An 18,887-nucleotide genomic window follows, 5' to 3' on the forward strand; every position below is an offset into this window, starting at 1 on the left:
AAGACCGTGCATAAAAAAACACTAAGCGATTGGACTTTTGATATTTGTATATATCTCGTGTTATTACTTTCTGGTTTAGCTACTTTGCTGCCATTAGCCAATGTTTTTTCCAAAGCCATTAGTGATGAATCAGCCGTAATTTCTGGCAAAGTAGGGATTTTTCCAATTGGCTTCCAGTTAGAAACGATGAAATTTGTTGTATCCTCCAGCCAGTTTCTTCACTCAATAGGGGTTTCAATCCTTATTACGGTGGTAGGGACAGTGCTAGCGATTCTCGTAACAGCAATAACAGCCTACCCATTGTCTAAAAGACATCTTCCGGGCATTTCGATAATCATGGTGCTTTTTATCTTCACGATGATGTTTAACGGCGGTATTATTCCGAACTACTTGCTGATGAAGCAGCTGCACTTGATCAATAGCCTATGGTCGTTAATGTTACCTGCACTCATTAGTGTGTTCAACATGTTAGTGATCAAAAGTTATTATGAATCATTGCCAGAAGCGCTTGAAGAGTCTGCCAAGATGGATGGCGCTCGTAACTTTACGATTTTATTCCGAATCATTATTCCTTTAAGTGTTCCTGTTATCGCTACGATTGCACTTTTCTATGCGGTATATTTCTGGAACGATTACTTTAATCCGATGCTTTACATTAATGATGCTGCTCTTAAACCATTGCAACTCTACTTGCGTGATATCGTCATGGATGCGGACAGCTCCAGTGCGGTAAACAAAAGTGTTGACGATATGATGAACGTATCACCAGAAGGTATTCGTTCTGCAACCGTCGTTGCTTCCATCATCCCGATGTTGCTCGTGTATCCGTATATGCAAAAGCATTTTGTAAAAGGTGTACTTATTGGTTCAGTCAAAGGGTGAATTTGCATTAACGCCCTTGATGTCAGCATCAAGGGTTTAATGATATATTAAACATTAGACTAGGGAGGGTTTATACATGGTAAAAAACAAAAAGAAAGTTATGCTTTTAGCTGTAGCAGCAAGCTTATCCGTATCATCTCTTGTCGCATGCTCTTCAAATGGTACAGGTGCAAAAAGCAGCACAGCTCCTGCAGCTGCAGCCAGTACGGCCCCAGCAGCAACTGCTTCAGCTGGACCAAAGCCAGAATTGAAATCGCTTCAAGTTTGGCAGCAGGAAGATTATAACACGTATCCTGTAGCTAAATTCCTTGAAGATAAGACTGGCTACAAAGTGAAATATGATATGCTGCCACAGGACAAGCCGCAAGACAAGTTGAATATCTTGATTGCTTCCGGTGAACCCTATGATGCCGTTACGACAATTGGTACGACAGATTTCAAAGCATTATATGCAGATTATGCGAAAAAAGGCGCTTTAACAGACCTTGGTCCGTTGATTGACAAATATGGACCGAGAATTAAAGAAGTCGTAGACCCTAAAGTTCTGGAAGCTGCAAAAGTGGATGGGAAATTATATGCGATTCCGACATCAACGATCTCATTTGCAGGACAAAGCTTATTTATACGCCAAGATTGGCTTGAAAAAGTAGGAATGAAAGCGCCTACTACAATCGATGAGCTAGTTGCTGTTCTTAAAGCATTTAAAGAAAAAGATCCAGGTGGAAATGGCGACAAAAATATTCCGTTAACGTTCAGTAACGGTACGTTCGCTGTGCCATTTGTTGACAATATCGTTGGCGCCTTCGGTATGGCGAATTACTGGAACGATGTCAATGGGAAACTAACACCTCGTGTTCTTGACCCTGCTTATAAAGACTATGTAAATTTCATGGCAGACTTGTTCAAACAATCTCTAATCGATAAAGAATTTGCTGCCAACAAAGATGCAACGGGCAGAGAGAAATTCACAAGCGGTAGAGCGGGCATGATCTTGCTTCACTGGGCTGATGTACCTACGATTGTTGATGCATTGGTCAAGAATATTCCTACTGCAAAAGCTGGTTATATTCCAACGTTAAAAGGTAAAGATGGTAAAGCTGGTTTAACTGCTGCAGCAGGATTTGACCGTATCACATTCGTTCCTAAAGCTTCCAAACATCCTGAAGATGCGATCAAATGGATGAACGCTAAGCTTGAGAAAGATACGTTCAGAACAATGGCAATTGGCGAAGAAAATAAACACTTTACAATTAAAGATGGTGCTTATACGCCGATTCAACCCATATTCACGGATGAGCGTAATAGAGCAAACAACTTCTTGACGGGAACAGATGACAAAAACTATCCGACTTACTGGCAAGCACGTGTACGTAAAGATATGCGCTTGTTCGATGCCTTTAACTTCATGAATTTCACTCAACCAGCAAATACGAGAATCGCAGATCCATTAGGCTTAGCTCCTTTTATGCCTGAATTCTCTAAGAACTTTCAACAACTTAACGTGTTAGTTAACGACTACACGACGAAGTTAATCTTTGGCGCTGAACCTCTCACAGGTATTGAAGCCTTCCAAACAAAGTTCAAAACGTCTGGTGGAGACGCAAGCTACAAAGAAGTAAACGATTGGTACGCAACTGCGAAGAAATAGTTTGAAGTAACGAATGCGGCAATGCTCCTGTGTTATTGGGGTGTTGCCGCATTTTTTCTATATATTTTTCGAGAGAAATCGTACGATTTTCGAGGCGGCAGAACCTCCTGTAGGCTATAATACGTGTACGGGGGTGTGTACATGTTCAAGAAGAAGCTTTCCTTTAAACTCATAGCCTCGTTATCTGTTTTGATCATGGTTATCTTCTTGGTGTCCGGGTATGCCACCTATACCGTCTATCTCAAGCTGTTTACGACGGAAATTAGTAAGCAATTCACCAAGGCCAATGAACAAGCGACAGCTCGCGTCGAAACGCAAATTCAGAATTTATATAAAGCGACCAATTATATCGTCTTTCATCCTTATATTGAAGACATTCTTAGGCGCTCAGCGGAACGTGCAGATGATACTTTTTACAACCGCTTACTTGATCAGGACGAACTGACGAAGTTGCTGAATCAGATCTCAATTGATGAACCCAAGCTATCCAGCATGTATGTGTACAATACGAAGGGCTCCGGCTACTTTTTTGAAAATAATGCAGGCACCGTCATCCCGCTCAGTGATGCCAATTATTCGGCTGTTCTTCGCTCCTTGGAGGGCTCTAATGGCGAGCTGGTGTGGCAGCCTTTAAAAATATCGAGCATCGAAAGCTCCGGTTATCGCAACGTCATTTCTGCGGCACGCTATATGAAAAACAAGAAGCAGGAGCTCTACGGCAATCTGATTTTATTTTATGATCAATCCATCTTTGGCTCGATATTGGATGAATTGGCGAAGGGCGAGAACGCACAGGTGATCCTGCTCGATAGCAACAACAAGGTCGTTTACACGAATGCGAAGGCAGATAGCGCGTTTAAGCTGGAAGACCTGCTGCACGTGTCAGATTCACAAATCGTGAAGTCGAATCGGGAATCGATCCTCGTGAGCCGCAATAAGACGCGAGATTCGGGCATGACATTAATCAGCACACTATCGCTGAAGTCCGTTAACGAGAAGAGTCAGGTTATTTTCCAAATCGCTCTCTACTCGGGTCTCGTCAGTATTTTGCTTGCTTCTTTGCTTATTTTCTTCACGGGAAAAAGATTGCTGGGTCCCCTGCACACGTTGGTTTCGGGGATGAAAAAGCTGCGAAGCGGCCGCTTTGACACCCGAATTCGCATCTCCACGCAGGATGAGCTAGCTTTTCTGGGCCATAGCTTCAACGAAATGGCAGCGAACATTGAATCACTCGTTGAAGAAGTGTACGAACGCAAGCTGAATGAGCGGGAGGCGGAGCTCACGGCGCTGCAAGCGCAATTGAATCCGCATTTCCTGTATAACACGCTGGATACGATTCATATGAAGCTGTACCTTGGTGAAAATGACGAACAGGCAGCGCAGCTGGTGCTTTCCTTATCTGGATTGCTGCGCTATGCCTTGCAGAATCCGAATGCGCATACAACTGTGAAAGACGAGATCGAACATATTACGAAATATATTAATATTCAAAGTGTACGAATTGGCGGCAGGCTGGAGACGTTCATCCAAGTTGAGGAGGAAGCGGAGCAGCTTCCAGTCATTCGGCTCATTTTGCAGCCGTTGGTCGAGAATGCTTTCGTACACGCTTTTGCCCAAATGTCCAAAATCTGCATTCTGCGCATTAAAGTATACATGGATCAATCCCTCTTATGTATCGAAATTAGTGATAATGGCCGAGGCATGTCGCAAGAGCAGATTGATAAAATCATGCAGCTGCAGCATCGCAGCCTAGAGGAGCCTACCAGTGCCACTGGAGGCATTGGACTAAAGACCGTCATTCGGCGTGTCAGTCTGATGTACGGACCCCCGTATGGATTAGTTATCCACAGCGAGCCTAACGCAGGAACAACGATGAAATTAATACTACCCGTTCAAACCCAGATGGAAGGAAGTCGGCAGCTATGAAAGGGAAACTGTTAATTGTAGACGACGAGCATCTCATTCGCAGGGGTTTATCTAAAATGATAGAAGCAAGCCATGCCGGCTGGAGTGTCGTTGGTGAAGCAGAGAACGGTGTGCAAGCCCTATCTCTGATTGAGGAGCTTGAGCCGGATCTGGTCATTACCGATATTCGGATGCCTGAAATGGACGGCGTCGAGCTCTGCAGGCGCATCTCCGAGTTAGATCGTGAGATCGACGTGATGGTGCTGACGGCGCATAAAGATTTTGAATTTGCGCAGGCAGCGCTGCGCTATGGGGCGATTGACTTCCTGCTGAAGCCGATCTCTGCACAAGAATTGGCGCCTCCGTTGGAGAAAGCCTATCGCTTATATGCGGAGCGCCAAGAGCAGGCGGAACGCAGTGAGCAGGAGCGGAATCGCCTGCTGGAGCATCATCTCCAGTCATGGCTGCTGGGCCTCCCGATGAATGAAGAGGCAGTAACCCGTTTGAAGTCGACCTGCGACGACCGACAGTTATGGGTATTTACGGTCGATACTTATTTACCTTCTTCTAAAAACTACCGGCGAGAGGATGCAAATCTCCTTCAGTTTGCCCTGCTAAATATGATGAAGGAATGGCTCGTCATTTCAGACGTATCCGGCAGTATTACGAATGTAAAGCATGATGTTTTCGCTGTGCTAGCCGATAACTCATCGACGTTCGCATCCTTCGAGCGTGGACTGGTAGCATCTACACTAAGTCTACTGGGGCTGACCCTGCAGGCAGCAGCTTACGAGAGCATGCGCACGTTATATGGACATTTCGCTTCCTTTGAAAAGAGCGGCAAAGAGGAGATGCAAATCCCCGATCATGCAGCTCGGAGTAAAAGCATTCAAACCGACGTGATGTCCTTCATCGTACAGGGCAAAACCGAGCAGCTGCGTGAATACTTGGAAGGGCTGGTCCGACAGGTCATAGACATGAATGTGAATGATGCCAAAATTGAAGGACTAAGCACCGCATTGGCGCTGGCAGCAGCGAGTAAGCGGGCTTTAGATGGAGAAGATGCCGAAGAGAAGGGGCTTGGCGAGTGGATTGCTGCCCTGCAGCCGATTCGCTTATCCGCCGAAGTTGCGAAATGGCTCTCCAAGCAGATTCAGGCTTTTATGTGGCAGCTGAATTCGTGGTTAGCTGGTAAAAATGTAAATTTACTGGATAAAGCCATCGCCTACATGGAGCGAAATTATGAGGGAGCCTGCTCCATTCATGATGTGGCCCAGCATGTGCATCTCAGTGTGAGCTATTTTAGTAACCTTTTCAAAAAAGAAACGGGCGAAAGCTACACGAATTACTTAACGAAATTCCGTTTGGAGAAGGCGAAGATATTACTGAGTAATACGAATATGAAAATATCCGAAATTGCCGAATCGGTCGGCTATGAGGATCCGAACTATTTTACCACCGTATTTCGAACGTGGGTGCATTGCTCGCCGAGTGAGTTCCGGAAGATGGGCTAGTTTGGCTGTAAGATTAAAGGCATGTAGCGAGATTCGCTGCGTGCCTTTCTCATACACCGAGCCTCTATCAACTCCGTATAATTTTCGAGGTAATGCTCATCAGATTCAAGGTAAGCTTGAAATTTTCCTTCTATAATAAGTAGTAGAAAGGAGAGAGATACGATGCACCTGAGATTGAAGGAAAGCTTGCCGCTTATTCTCATGTTGATTCCCGGCATATTGTTCTATGTGCTGTTTAGATATTTGCCGATGGGAGGGCTAGTCATTGCCTTCAAGGATTACAATTTTACGGACGGTATCCTTCACAGCCCTTGGGTCGGGATGAACAACTTCGAAACGTTGTTTAAACAAGACCAGACGTTGGACATTATTCGCAATACGCTTGTGCTGAGCGGTCTAACGATTATTTGCGGGTTCCCTGTTCCGATTGCGCTAGCGATTATGCTGAATGAAGCTCGCCGAATGTGGTTCAAAAGAATCGTCCAGACGATTCTCTATATGCCTCACTTTTTCTCATGGGTCATTGTGGGCGGCTTGATTATTTCAATCTTGTCGATTGAATCGGGCACGGTGAACAACTGGATTAAGCTTTCAGGCGGAGAGCCCTTCGCATTCTTGTACAACACGAAGAGTTGGATGGCTGTCTTTATCTCCTCAGGCGTGTGGAAGGAAATGGGCTTTAATGCCATCATCTACTTGGCTGCCTTAACCGCCATTGATCCGTCCCTGTATGAGTCAGCGAATATCGACGGTGCGAACAAATGGCAGCAGATTCGTCATGTCACGATTCCGGGGATTAGCACAACGATCGTCCTTCTGCTCATTTTACAATTAGGCAAGGTGATGGAGATTGGCTTCGATCATGTGTATGTGCTGCAAAATTCATTAAACGCCAGTGTCTCCGAGGTCATCTCGACCTATATGTATCGCGTGGGCCTTCAAGGCGGGCAATTCAGCCTGACGGCAGCGATGGGCTTTTTCGAATCGGTTGTCGGCTTTGTGCTAGTGTACTCGGCCAATGCGCTGGCTCGCCGCTTCGGACATGGATTATTTTAAATGTGGAGGTGACATGAGAACATGAGAACGTCCTTTGGAGACCGCCTCTTTTTCGGACTTAATTATGGATTGTTAGCATTAATCGCCTTGACGTGCTTGCTTCCCTTGCTGCATATTGCCTCGCTATCGCTTAGCCATACGCAGGACATCCTTTCAGGAAGAGTGACCCTGTGGCCAGTTGGTTGGAACACGGATGCTTTCACATCGATGATTGAAGGAACTCGGATGCTGTCCGCTTTTCGAAATAGTGTCGTAATCACCGTTGTTGGTGTGTCGCTAAGCATGCTTGTTACGGTGCTGACCGCGTACCCGTTGTCGCGCAAATTATTTCCCGGCAGACGCTATGTGACGTTGGCGCTCATTTTTACGATGATGTTTACCGGGGGAATGATTCCCACTTATCTTATCGTGAAAACATTCGGTCTGGTAAACAGCTACTGGGCGCTGTGGATTCCCGCTTTGGTGAATACGTACAATATGCTGGTGATGAAAACGTATTTTGAGAACATCCCGGATGAGCTGGAAGAAGCGGGTAAAATGGATGGATGCGGGCAATGGCGGCAGCTGCTGCAAATCATTTTGCCATTATCCAAGCCCGTACTGGCAACAATCACGCTATTTTATGCGGTGAGCTACTGGAATTCCTTTTTCAATGTGATGCTCTATATCAATGAATCCGCCAAATACAATTTAGCTGTCCTTGTGCAAAATATGATTCAAAATCAACAGCTTCTGCAGGAGCTCGTGTTAACAGGCGCCCAAGTCGAGGTTGTGCCGGAATCCTTAAAGGCCGCCAGTGTCATGATTATGATGCTGCCGATGATCGTGATTTACCCTTTTCTGCAAAAGTATTTCGTAAAGGGCGTCATGCTCGGTGCTGTAAAAGGTTAGTTGCAGGCAAAGTAGGATTCACCATGCTTATCAAGCTGTTCATATATGAAAGGGGTAAATATTCATGAGAAATATGAAAGTGAAGCTTGCTTTAGCGTCAACGGCTGTACTGGCTTTAACGGTGATCGGCTGCTCCAAAGATGAGGGAACCACCTCTACTGCTTCACCAGCGGCATCTACAGCAGCTACAACCGCACCAACCAAAGCGCCTGAGGTTCGCAAAGACATTACCGTAACCGCTTACGACACGGGGCGTGTCTCCCAGGAAGAAGGGACGAACGAGTCCAATCGTTGGACCAAGTGGATTAACGAGAAGGGACCGGAGAACGTCAAATTCACGGCGGTTTCTTTTGCCCAAATTAAAGAAAAAACGAATGTCATGTTCGCCTCTGGCTCTGCGCCCGACCTCTTGATGGTATTCGATCCCACGATCAGAAACCCATTGTACGAGCAAAAACAGCTGCTGCCTCTCGATGATTTGATTGCTAAGAGCTCCACCGATTATAAAAAGCTGCTTGAGCAAAATCCGCTCCTGCGCAAAGCTGGCACCAAGCCAGACGGTAAGCTCTATGAAGTTGGGCATATTCAATGGGTGAATCCACTTCGTGGCGTCATTATCCGCACAGACTGGTTGAAGAAGCTAGGCCTGGAAATGCCAAAAACAACGGATGATCTGTATAAAGTTGCGAAGGCTTTTGCGGAACAAGATCCAGACGGCAATGGGAAAAAGGATACGTTCGGTATCGCTTTGGCAGGTTCGATGGAATATACGATCAACCAAATGTTCTATGCGATTAAACCTTGGGTCGTGAAAGACGGCAAGCTCACCTATAGCTGGGAAAATATTAAGGCAGCGACTGATTTTAAGAAAAAGCTGTACAGTGAAGGCATCGTAGATAAGGACTTTTTCAATGATAAAAATATGGCGAAAGCCAAGCAGGACTTTATCACAGGCAAAGTAGGCATCATTTCACCGAACTTTAATACGCCGCAGGATATTGTGTCCCAGTTCCTAGATCCGCTGCAAAAGAACGTGCCGACTGCGACAATGACGCTCATGCCGTTCCCGACAAGTCCATTTGGACGCTTTACGCCGTCGCTGGAAAATCCAGTACAAATGACTGGCGCTGTTGCAGCTTCATCCAAAAATCCGGACGCGGTAATGAAATATATTGATTTCATGGCAAAAGATTCAACGGCAGATGTCCTCGATAATGGAACAGAGGGCGTTCACACAAAAACGGTCGACGGTTGTGCTCAAATTATTGATGCTGACAAATTTAAGAAAGAAGTTAGCGACATCACCGTTTATATGAAAATGTTAACGAATACAGGTTTGCGTTTCAATAAATGTTCCACGCCAGCTGTTCAGTATAAGAGCGATCCGCGTGTGCAGGAATACTATCAGCTGCTTCGCGATACGTATTTGACATTTGATCTGCCATACGCAGAGCTGACGCACTCCGAGCATATGCCGCAGCTGCCGAAAGACCTAGCAACGATTGTGACGAACACGGATAAACAAGTGAATAGCATGGTTGGTGCTGGCAACGGGACTGTCTGGGCAAAATCCATCGTGGAAGGGGATAAATACTCCACAGAGGATGCAATGAAGGAAGCGATTAGCATTTGGGAGAAAGCAGACGGCAAAAAGGTTGAAGAATGGATGGCCAACTGGTACGCAACGCAGAAAGACAATGCGTTCCTAGCGAAGGATATGTATGAAATTGCGAAGCAGCAGGATCAGAAATACAAACAAATTATGAGTGAAATTAAAAAATAAGCCTTAGGGGGGCAGACGGATGAGAACGTTCTGCCCAGTAAAGGGGAATCACGATGGAAGATCTGAAGAAAGTGAAGATATGCGTTGATGCCAAACCGGGCCGAGTGTTTGATGGCATCGGTGGCATTACGAGCAATGGGATGTCGAAGCTGCTCATGGATTATCCAGAGCAGCAGCGCAACGAAATCATGGATTTATTGTTTAAGCCGATGTACGGGGTTAGCTTGCAGCATTTGAAAGTGGAGCTGGGCTCCGACGTGAACACTTCGGCTGGTACCGAGCCTTCGCATATGCGGAGCCGTGAGGATTTTAATATTACGCGAGGCTATGGACTTCCTATCGCTAAGCTGGCTAAGGCAATCAACCCGGCGCTGCTGCTCGACGCGCTGCGCTGGGGGACGCCGCTCTGGATTCAGAACGACGAGGATAAGCTGGCGTATTACTTGAATTTCTTGCGCGGAGCGAGGGACGAATACGGACTCGAATTCGATTTTCTCGGTCCGGACATCAATGAGGGCGCTTTCAGTCGCGATTGGACGGTGAATACGCTTGTCCCTGGCCTCAAGCGGGAGGGCTTCGGCCATATCAAGCTCGTCGCCGACGATAGCGACCACGGGTGGGACATTGCTGACCATGCTGCAGCGGATCCGGAGCTGTTCGAGGCGGTGCACGCGTATGGCGTGCATTACCGCCAGGACAGCACGGAGACGGCCAAGGTCAGCGGAAAGTCGTTATGGCTTAGCGAAGATTTGGCGCCATTTCGCCACAGCTTTAGCCGAGGTGCCCTGAACATCGGCAAGCGCATCATCGACATGTATGTCGATGGCAAGATGGTGAAATACGAGCTGCATCCTTTGCTGGAAGCGGAGTATGAGAACACGCCGTTTAACTACAAAGGCATCTTGGTTGCAACTTGGCCTTGGTCTGGGCATTACCGTATTGACCCAGGCTTCTGGGTGATCGCTCATTTTACGCAGTTTATGCAGCCTGGTTGGGTTTATCTCGATGATGCGTGTGGGCAAACGGAGACTGGTGGGTTTGTGACTTTAGAAGATCCGAACACAAAAGATATCTCGATCGTTGTTCTCAATAATGGACCTGAGACTTCTAACTACCAATTCGACACGGGTAATTCGAATCGGAAGCTGTATATCTGGAAAACGACCGAGCATTCTCACTTCCAGTTGGTGGCAACACATCTGGAGTCGGAAGGGCCATACGAATTCACAGCCGAGCCTTATTCGATCTATACAATCACTACGACAACGGGGCAGCGCAAAGGTGACGAGGAGCTCAGCATTTCCGCGGAAACGACGTTTCAGCTTCCGTATAACGATGACTTCACGGACGGTCGTCCAAGCGGAAATCCGAAGTATTTGTCCGATCAAGGCGGCGCATTTGAATTTGAACCGTATACCGAAGGCTGCTTGATTCTTCGCCAGCAAGTAACGCAAGATCAAATTCCGGTCGACTGGACGTATCGCAGAACGCCCGAGCCATATACGCTGCTGGGCAGCTTGGAGTGGACCAACTATCGCGTGTTGGTGGAAGTCCAGCTGGGGCAGCAGGCAGGCTACATCGGCTTAGGCGGTCGTATCAACTATACCGCCAAAAGCAATGAGCCGCCGGAAGGCTACTGGCTGCGCATGCGACACACCGGGCGGTATGAGCTGATGAAGGGGAAATATCCCCTTTTGCAGGGAGATACCACCGCCCTGGACCCAAATGCATGGTACGCCTTAGAGCTGGCGTTCGAAGGCAAAACCATCAAAGCCCAGTGGAACGGTGAGCATTTGTTTGATTATACGGATAGCGAGATTCCGAGCGGTCAAGTAGCTCTGCTCAGCAGCTACCATCGTCATGCCTTCCGTGGCCTGCGCATTGAGCCTATCCGTGAAGCTGCTCCCGTGGATTGCATTCGCTACCTTAATATCGATGCAGCACTTCATTATTCAGGTAATTGGAATAGAGCTGATGGGGATTGGAACGTCTATGCGCGAACGTTGGCCAAATCAGGTACAGCTGGGGCAGAATTGTCGTTCCGATTCAAGGGGGAAGCTGCCAGCATCGTTGGGAAGAAGTGTGCGGAAGGTGGATTCTTCGATGTGTACCTGAATGGTGCCTATCAAGGGACGGTTGATACGTATAGTCCACAAATGAGATTCCGCAAATCACTCTATAGCGTCAATTGCCTAGATCCGGATATTGAGACGGAGATTAGATTAGTTGTCAAAGGGATGAAGCATCCCGAATCCGCAGATACGCAAGTGTACATTAATGCAGTGGAGGTTGTTGCAGGACAGTTGCTGATTTAAAGGAGTACGAAACAAAACGTGGCATAAGCATTGAGCTTTGATGTTTTGCCACGTTCTTTGTGCTTTCTCAAAGTAACCCAAAGGAGATGAATTTATGAGCAAAACGAGCAAAATTAAGAATAGAACTAGCGCCGCACTCGCACTAACCCTGCTGGCCTCCAGCATCGGGGGCATAACCCTGCTTCCTGTTTCGGCTGCAGCAGCACCAACCGTCGTCAACATCAATGGTACGAATGTAGGCAGTACGTATGAAGGGGTTGGAGCTGTATTCAGCAACGGAATGACGAAGCTGCTCATGGACTATCCGGCGAATCAGCGGGACGATATTATGAAGCTGCTGTTCAAACCTAAGTTTGGCGCAGCCTTGCAGCATGTGAAAGTGGAAATTGGAAGTGATGTCAATTCATCATCCGGTACCGAGCCTAGTCATATGAGATCCAGTACGGATTTCAATATTACACGGGGATCGAATTTATGGGCTGCACAACAAGCCAAGGCGTTAAACCCTTTAATCGAGCTGGAAGCCTTACGCTGGGGCACCCCTGCTTGGATTGCCAACGATAACGACCTCTACACGTACTACAAGAAATTTCTGGACGGTGCGCAAGCTAGCTACGGATTGAGCTTTGACTATTTGGCAGCTGATAAAAATGAAAATACGAAAGCAGACGATTGGAGCACAACCGGTGCCAGCCGTAACTTTGTGGTTAATACGCTTCGACCGAAGCTGAATCAAGATGGCTACAGCAACGTCGGTCTCGTGGCGGCGGACAGCAATGTGGGCTGGTTTATCGCAGATAAAGCTGTAGCGGATACCGCGCTGAGGAACTCACTGGAAGCGATGAACATCCACTATAATCAAACGAGCACAGCGAATGCGATCAGCACAGGGCTTAAGCTGTGGGATGGCGAGGATTTGGCGCCTTCGCGCAGAGACTTTGTCACGGGTCCACTGGATGTAGCTTATCGAATTATGAGAATGAATCCTGTCGGGAAATTAACGAAGTATGAGATGCACCCGGGAGTGGAGAGTGCTTATACCAGTACACCTTTTACCTATAAAAGTATGCTCGTTGCCAACACGCCATGGACGGGACACTACGATGTTTTGCCAGGCTTATGGACGATTGCCCATTTCACACAATTTTCTGAAATTGGCTGGAAGTACATCGATAGCGCGAACTATGTGGATGACCGTGGCGGCTACATGATGCTGAAGGACCCGTCCAGCAGTAACTGGAGTCTTATCGTGCTGAATACAAGTGCGGTAGCCAAGGACTACACGTTCAACCTGTCAGGCGGACTTTCTACGGGAACGATCCGTCCATGGAAAACAACAGAGAGTGCTCAATTTATTCAGCAAAGTAATATCACACCTTCTGGCGGATCTTTTACCGTTACGATTGATCCATTCTCCATTTATACGTTCACAACGACAACGGGTCAGCAAAAAGGAACTGCAACGTACGCGAACCCATCATCAGAGGCTTTTTCGCTAGCTTCAGATTATACGGATAATTTTGACAGCTACAGTGTTGGTAAAGAGGCTCTCTATTTCTCCGATCAAGGTGGTGCTTTTGAAATCGCGAACGACGGAAGCGGGAAGGCCTTAGAGCAAGTCATTACCTCTGCTACCAAACCGCTCGATTGGAAATATCGCTCAACACCTGAACCTTATTCGATTATGGGCAGTCTGGATTGGCGCAATTATGAGGTGCAGTCTGATGTGAAGCTAACGGGCTCTCCAGGGTACGTAATGATTGGGGGCCGTGTGAATCACAATCGCAAGACGGTTGCTACAGAAGGTACTGATGTTCCAGCCGATGGCTATCAACTCCAGATGCATGACGGTGGTGCTTGGCAGTTAAGAGCAGGGACGCGATTGCTTGCATCAGGCACTTATAGCGGATTTGCTACAAATACGTGGTACACCATGAAGCTGCGTTTTAATGGTACGAATGTTAAAGCTTATATTAATCCGGTTTCGAGCCCTGGAAGCGTCACCCAGCTAGCTAGTGTCACAGACACAGACTTCCCTAGCGGTCAGATTCAGCTCGGCAGTGGTTATAATACGGCGCGCTTTGATAATCTGGCTGTTCGTAAGCTTGATTCCACGACGCAGGTAGATGTGAAGCGCTATGACAATGAAGATCCGAATTTGACCTTTGTTGGTGCCTGGGAGTATGTAGCCGCTGATTATGAGAATTACTATCGTAGTCAAGTCGGATCTCGCACAGCTAACGATAAGCTGCAGTTCAAATTTAATGGAACGACGGCTATTTTGGTTGGAACACGCGATGTGGACGGTGGTCAAGCGGACGTGTTCTTGGACGGCAGCACGACGCCGACTGCGACGATCGACTTGTATGCCGCACAGAAAGAAGATCGCCGAGCGATCTACACGATTTCAGGCCTGACCGCCGGAGACCATACGCTTAAACTCGTAGCCAAAGGGACACATGCTACAGGCTCTATCGATGATTTTGTGCGAATTGATGCGGTAGAAATTATTGGCGGTACGAATTCGATTAGCAAAATGGATTACCAATTCATCAATGATACCTTTGGTACCGTTAGCCCGGGTCAACTGCCTCCTTTCTGGGCGATCGCCGCTGATTCTGGTGTGACCGCGACCGTTGAGCTGGATGGTACAGCACAAAAGCTTCGCTTGAACGACACCATCCAGACGAATAAAGCCGCACTGGAGCGCAAAATCTCCCCAGCAAGCGGCACCGTTACATGGGAATTCGAGTATAAAAGAACGACCTCAACGGGCAGCTGGAATCGCTTTTTATTGAGTAATAACAGTACGAACGGCATTGAGCTTTACGATACCGATGTATTTGGCTTAGCCTATGCGAAGCCAGATGGCAGCAAGGTATCATTAATGAACCTTACAGCTGGCACCAATTACGCGATTAAAGTTGTGGCGAATACAGCGACACAAACGTTTGAAGTTTGGGTCGATGGGGTCAAAAAATCACCGACGACTGCACCCGTCTTTACGAACGCGGTTTCGCAATTTGATCGCATGCGCGTCCAAACCGCAACCTCGAATACAGCAACTACGACAGCCTATCTGGATAACGTGAGTATTACAGCTCCAGGGGGAACGAGCCAAATGGTCATCAGAGATATATTTGATGGCTATGCGAATGGCACCTTAGCGGGAGATCCACTTACAATCGTCGGTACGAGGGATATTCAGGTGTTGGATTGGATAGTAGAAGGTGTGGATGCTTCACAAACGTGTGTAGTAGATACTTCTCAACCGGGAAGCGGCAATAGCAGCTTCAAGTGCACAGACACATTGTCGACCGACCATGTGGAAGCAACGCGTGATTTTAAACGTACGAATGCAGGTACGGTGACCATAGAATATAAATTCAGACAGGATGCAGTAGGCAAATGGACACGGTTTTTCGTATCGAATGGCTTGGATAGCGCCATTGAAATTTATGATTCCACTTCTGCAGGCGGCCTAGCATTCAAAGATGCAGCGGGCAGCGAAATCCTGTTAGGTTCAATCGCGGCTAACACGTGGTATACAGTCCGACTGGTTATTGATGTCGATGATAAGAATTTCGATGCTTATCTGGATGGCGTACCGAAGCTGATGAATCAATCCTTCACGAACAGCATCTTTACGGGCATTGATCGCGCACTGTTCAAAACAGCAGACAGCGCGAGTGTGAATGTGTGGCTCGATAATGTGAAAGTCACCTTGCAATAAAGATGGAGGGCCAAGGGTAATTCTTGGCTCTCTTTTTGTTCGAATCTCTAGAACACAGTTGCTTTAAAATGTTGCAAGTATATATGAACCTAAAAAAACCGTCAGGATGATTCTCCTGACGGTTTTTATTGTAAGATCAATAAAGGGTAGGAATAGGTGGACAGACTACGGTATCGATAAACCGTGAATCGATGCCATAATACAACCAAAATGATCCAGTCCATCTAAAACCTGATGTTCCGAAGGACTCTACACGAATCGGGTAAAACCAAAAGCTGTCGCCATTTTTTAGCCATACATAGGTGTACTGATTCACACAATCGATCATATACGAACCAGAAGCTTTTGAAGGAGTATATACTGGCGGAGGAGGCAGTTGTTGTAAACTCATCGTTTTATTCCACTCCTTTAAAAGTAGGTATTTATCATGCATGATTCATACTATGTAGGTGAGTGACCAGTTGTTTGTGCGGATGCCTACCTTTTCTCCTTCGCTTTTCCCCTCCCCCCATGACAAGCCACAAATTTATGATATAGTAGAAGAAGTGATTTATGAAAACGCTTTATAAATTTCGCGCTAACTCTCATCATATCCAGCCCTTCTATCATCCCACCTTGCAAGGAGATGTTCCATGTTCAATATCCGAGCCAGGATGAGCACTATCTACTCACGAATCCTCTTGTTTAACATCTTGCTCGTGATCATTCTCTCATTAGCTCCGCAGCTCATCTATATCCATTATTTCTCTACCGCGTATAATCAAGAAATCAATAGACAAAGTACGCAAGATGTCAACAAGCTGAAATATGCCGTAGATGAAACGATCCTAGATCGCGTTATTCGTTTGGTGAATATTTATTTCTCGGATATCCCTAGCAATGAAGTGCTCGCGTATCCGCTCACGCACGATATTAGCGGCAACGGCTACAAGATCGCTGAAGTTAGCAACTTTTTGACGGATATCCCTTACAAACTGAACTTCTTACAATCTGTGGAAGTCTGGTACACAGCTGGGAATGTCTACATTAATGATAAGTATAATTCATACTTGGATTCCGCAGGCTCTATCAAGAGTGTAGATGAAGCATGGATTAATGTCCTGCGTACTATGACCACCCCGAATCGGTGGCTGCCTCCTCGTGTAACCATGCCATCGAATACGTCGGTCATTACATATCTTTCTAATATTCCGCTGATCGATAGCCTTGCGAATCGGCAAGCTGTCGTCGCTATCAACATCAAAGAAAGCGCAATACACAATCTCATCCAGTCCTCTCCAACAGATGGCGAAGTTTTATTTATTGTAGATGAGACAGGAAAAGTGCTCGTCCATAGTGATAGCCAACTCGTAGGTCAGAATTTTAGCCAGAAGGACTACATCACAACGCTCCTGCAACATACAGAATCAGGTACGTTTGAAGCATCCGTCGATGGAGTTCAAAGTGTCGTTTCCTACGCCAAGTCTAAATATAACAACTGGAAATACGTGTCTGTCATTTCAATCGATACCCTGTATCAAAAATCGAAGCAGCTCAAGCATTATTTGCTGATCACCACAATTATCCTGCTTACTGTTAGCTTACTATTCTCGATTTATATGACTCATTGGGCCAATAAACCGTTGCGCAGCATCATTCAAACGATTCGCAAACTGGGAAGCTCAGACGGCCAAGAGAAGCAGGCTAAGAACGAGTATACGATGCTTCATCAGGTGATCGATCGTGTGTCCCATACTATCACCGATTTGAATCATCAAATGGAGACAAATAAGCCGATCATTCGCGATAAGTTTATCATGCGGTTACTGCAAGGCGACCTCGATCAGACCGATCCGCAAGTAGCAAATATGGAGAAGGTGCTGCAGCTGCATTTTGACCGAGAGAAGACGGCCTGTATGGCGCTCAAGGTTTTTGGGACAGAGGGGATTGGCCTGAAGAACGAGATGATGATTCAATACAGTATGCTGCAAAATGTAGAAAATCTCGGTGAGTATTCGCTCTGCTCAACGATGGACAATGCGGGGCATATTATTGTGATTCTTAATTACTCGCACGTTCTGGACAAGGAGCAAATTCATGCGAGCATCAGTCAGCAAATGAAAGGAAAGTTCGTTCTCGGCTTTGGCTCTGAATACACCCATGCCTACGTCAACATCGCACAGTCTTATAAAGAAGCATGTGAGTGCTTAAACTACGCCTTTATTATGCCAACGGAGTCATGTATCTCTTATGATGACCTCGCGATCTCGCAGCGTAAGGATCATGGAAGCGGACTGCAAGTGATCGAGCAGCTTTCTGTCGCCGTGCGAAATCGGAATCAGGAGATGGTGTTCTCGATTTTGGATATTTTACGCAAAGGGCTTGTTTCTGGGCGCTATCACATCGATTTCTGCCGTAATACGGTGTTTGATGTAATTTCGATCATCCGTACAACCGCCATCTTGATGGATATTGATCTAGAGCGATTCCTTGGTTATGACATTCGGGATTATGGGCGGAAAATGGACAATGTTGCTGATTTAACGGACTGGCTCACCAGTGTAGCTGTTCAAATCATGGAGTACCACACCACCGATGTGATTGACGATGACCCAGGTACCGCACTGGAACGACAGATCCTCGCCTACATTGAACAAAATATTTATAACGAAATTTCCCTTTCCTCCTTGAGCGAGGGCATTCATATGAATTCAAGTTATGTCAGCCGGATTTACAAATCGGTGATGGGATCAAATTTCTCCGAGCATGTGGCCGGTATCAAAATGAAGCATGCCGAAAGTCTCCTTCGTGAGTCGGACTTATCGATTAAAGAGATTGCAGCGAAGCTCGGCTATACGAGCCCGCGTTATTTTGCGAATGTGTTCAAAGAGCATTTCGGCTGTACGCCAAAAAGTTATCGAGATAGCCTCGGGGGCTAGTTACTTGTCTATAGAAGCTGCGGTGTGTAATCACTGCAGCTTTTTCATATTTAAAAGCAGCAAAAAAACAACACAGGTAAAAAAAGATGTCATCTAACAGCCCAAACACAGCAATAATCAGCTATTTCGCGCAAGAAGTAAAAAAAACAGCACTTCAGTAAAGTTATTAGGCGTTGTCGATCTCACCGTATAGGCCGTACGATAAGGGCATCAAATCGCACACAAGATTTCGGAACAGGAGG

At 46.6% G+C, this 18,887-nt stretch carries 11 protein-coding genes; 10 read left to right on the forward strand and 1 reads right to left on the reverse strand.

What is annotated here, in order from left to right; all coding sequences use genetic code 11:
- Positions 1 to 6: 6 nt before the first annotated feature.
- The 9 genes from AC58UX_RS30460 to AC58UX_RS30500 all read left to right on the forward strand — a co-directional run bounded on the left by AC58UX_RS30460 (position 7) and on the right by AC58UX_RS30500 (position 15,727).
- On the forward strand, positions 7 to 882 hold the full coding sequence (locus AC58UX_RS30460) for a carbohydrate ABC transporter permease (protein ID WP_497259832.1): 876 nt from the start codon (positions 7 to 9) through the stop codon (positions 880 to 882).
- A gap of 76 nt (positions 883 to 958) precedes the next feature.
- On the forward strand, positions 959 to 2,530 hold the full coding sequence (locus AC58UX_RS30465) for an extracellular solute-binding protein (protein WP_497259833.1): 1,572 nt from the start codon (positions 959 to 961) through the stop codon (positions 2,528 to 2,530).
- Between the two features lie 141 nt (positions 2,531 to 2,671).
- Complete coding sequence (locus AC58UX_RS30470) at positions 2,672 to 4,456, forward strand: cache domain-containing sensor histidine kinase (RefSeq protein ID WP_497259834.1); 1,785 nt, start codon at positions 2,672 to 2,674, stop codon at positions 4,454 to 4,456.
- Complete coding sequence (locus tag AC58UX_RS30475; protein WP_497259835.1) at positions 4,453 to 5,949, forward strand: response regulator transcription factor; 1,497 nt, start codon at positions 4,453 to 4,455, stop codon at positions 5,947 to 5,949. Before AC58UX_RS30470 ends, AC58UX_RS30475 begins: the two co-directional genes overlap by 4 nt.
- Positions 5,950 to 6,111: 162 nt before the next feature.
- Positions 6,112 to 7,005 (forward strand): ABC transporter permease, encoded by an 894-nt coding sequence (locus AC58UX_RS30480; RefSeq protein WP_497259836.1) that lies wholly within the window; start codon positions 6,112 to 6,114, stop codon positions 7,003 to 7,005.
- 21 nt (positions 7,006 to 7,026) lie between these two features.
- Positions 7,027 to 7,896: a carbohydrate ABC transporter permease gene (locus AC58UX_RS30485; RefSeq protein WP_497259837.1), complete on the forward strand. Its 870-nt coding sequence runs from the start codon at positions 7,027 to 7,029 to the stop codon at positions 7,894 to 7,896.
- A gap of 64 nt (positions 7,897 to 7,960) precedes the next feature.
- Positions 7,961 to 9,679, forward strand: a complete 1,719-nt coding sequence (locus AC58UX_RS30490) for an extracellular solute-binding protein (RefSeq protein ID WP_497259838.1) — start codon at positions 7,961 to 7,963, stop codon at positions 9,677 to 9,679.
- Between the two features lie 53 nt (positions 9,680 to 9,732).
- The gene (locus AC58UX_RS30495; RefSeq protein WP_497259839.1) at positions 9,733 to 11,994 is read left to right on the forward strand and encodes a glycoside hydrolase family 30 protein; all 2,262 of its coding nucleotides are present in this window, start codon (positions 9,733 to 9,735) and stop codon (positions 11,992 to 11,994) included.
- Between the two features lie 94 nt (positions 11,995 to 12,088).
- Positions 12,089 to 15,727 (forward strand): 3-keto-alpha-glucoside-1,2-lyase-like domain-containing protein, encoded by a 3,639-nt coding sequence (locus AC58UX_RS30500; RefSeq protein WP_497259840.1) that lies wholly within the window; start codon positions 12,089 to 12,091, stop codon positions 15,725 to 15,727.
- Positions 15,728 to 15,863: 136 nt separating this feature from the next.
- On the opposite strand, the gene AC58UX_RS30505 is transcribed toward AC58UX_RS30500, so the two are convergent.
- Positions 15,864 to 16,118 (reverse strand): transporter, encoded by a 255-nt coding sequence (locus AC58UX_RS30505; RefSeq protein ID WP_497259841.1) that lies wholly within the window; start codon positions 16,116 to 16,118, stop codon positions 15,864 to 15,866.
- Positions 16,119 to 16,359: 241 nt separating this feature from the next.
- On the opposite strand from AC58UX_RS30505, the gene AC58UX_RS30510 reads away from it, so the two are divergent.
- Positions 16,360 to 18,645 (forward strand): helix-turn-helix domain-containing protein, encoded by a 2,286-nt coding sequence (locus AC58UX_RS30510; protein WP_497259842.1) that lies wholly within the window; start codon positions 16,360 to 16,362, stop codon positions 18,643 to 18,645.
- Positions 18,646 to 18,887: the final 242 nt, after the last annotated feature.

Source organism: Paenibacillus sp. J22P90 (genome assembly GCF_059692195.1).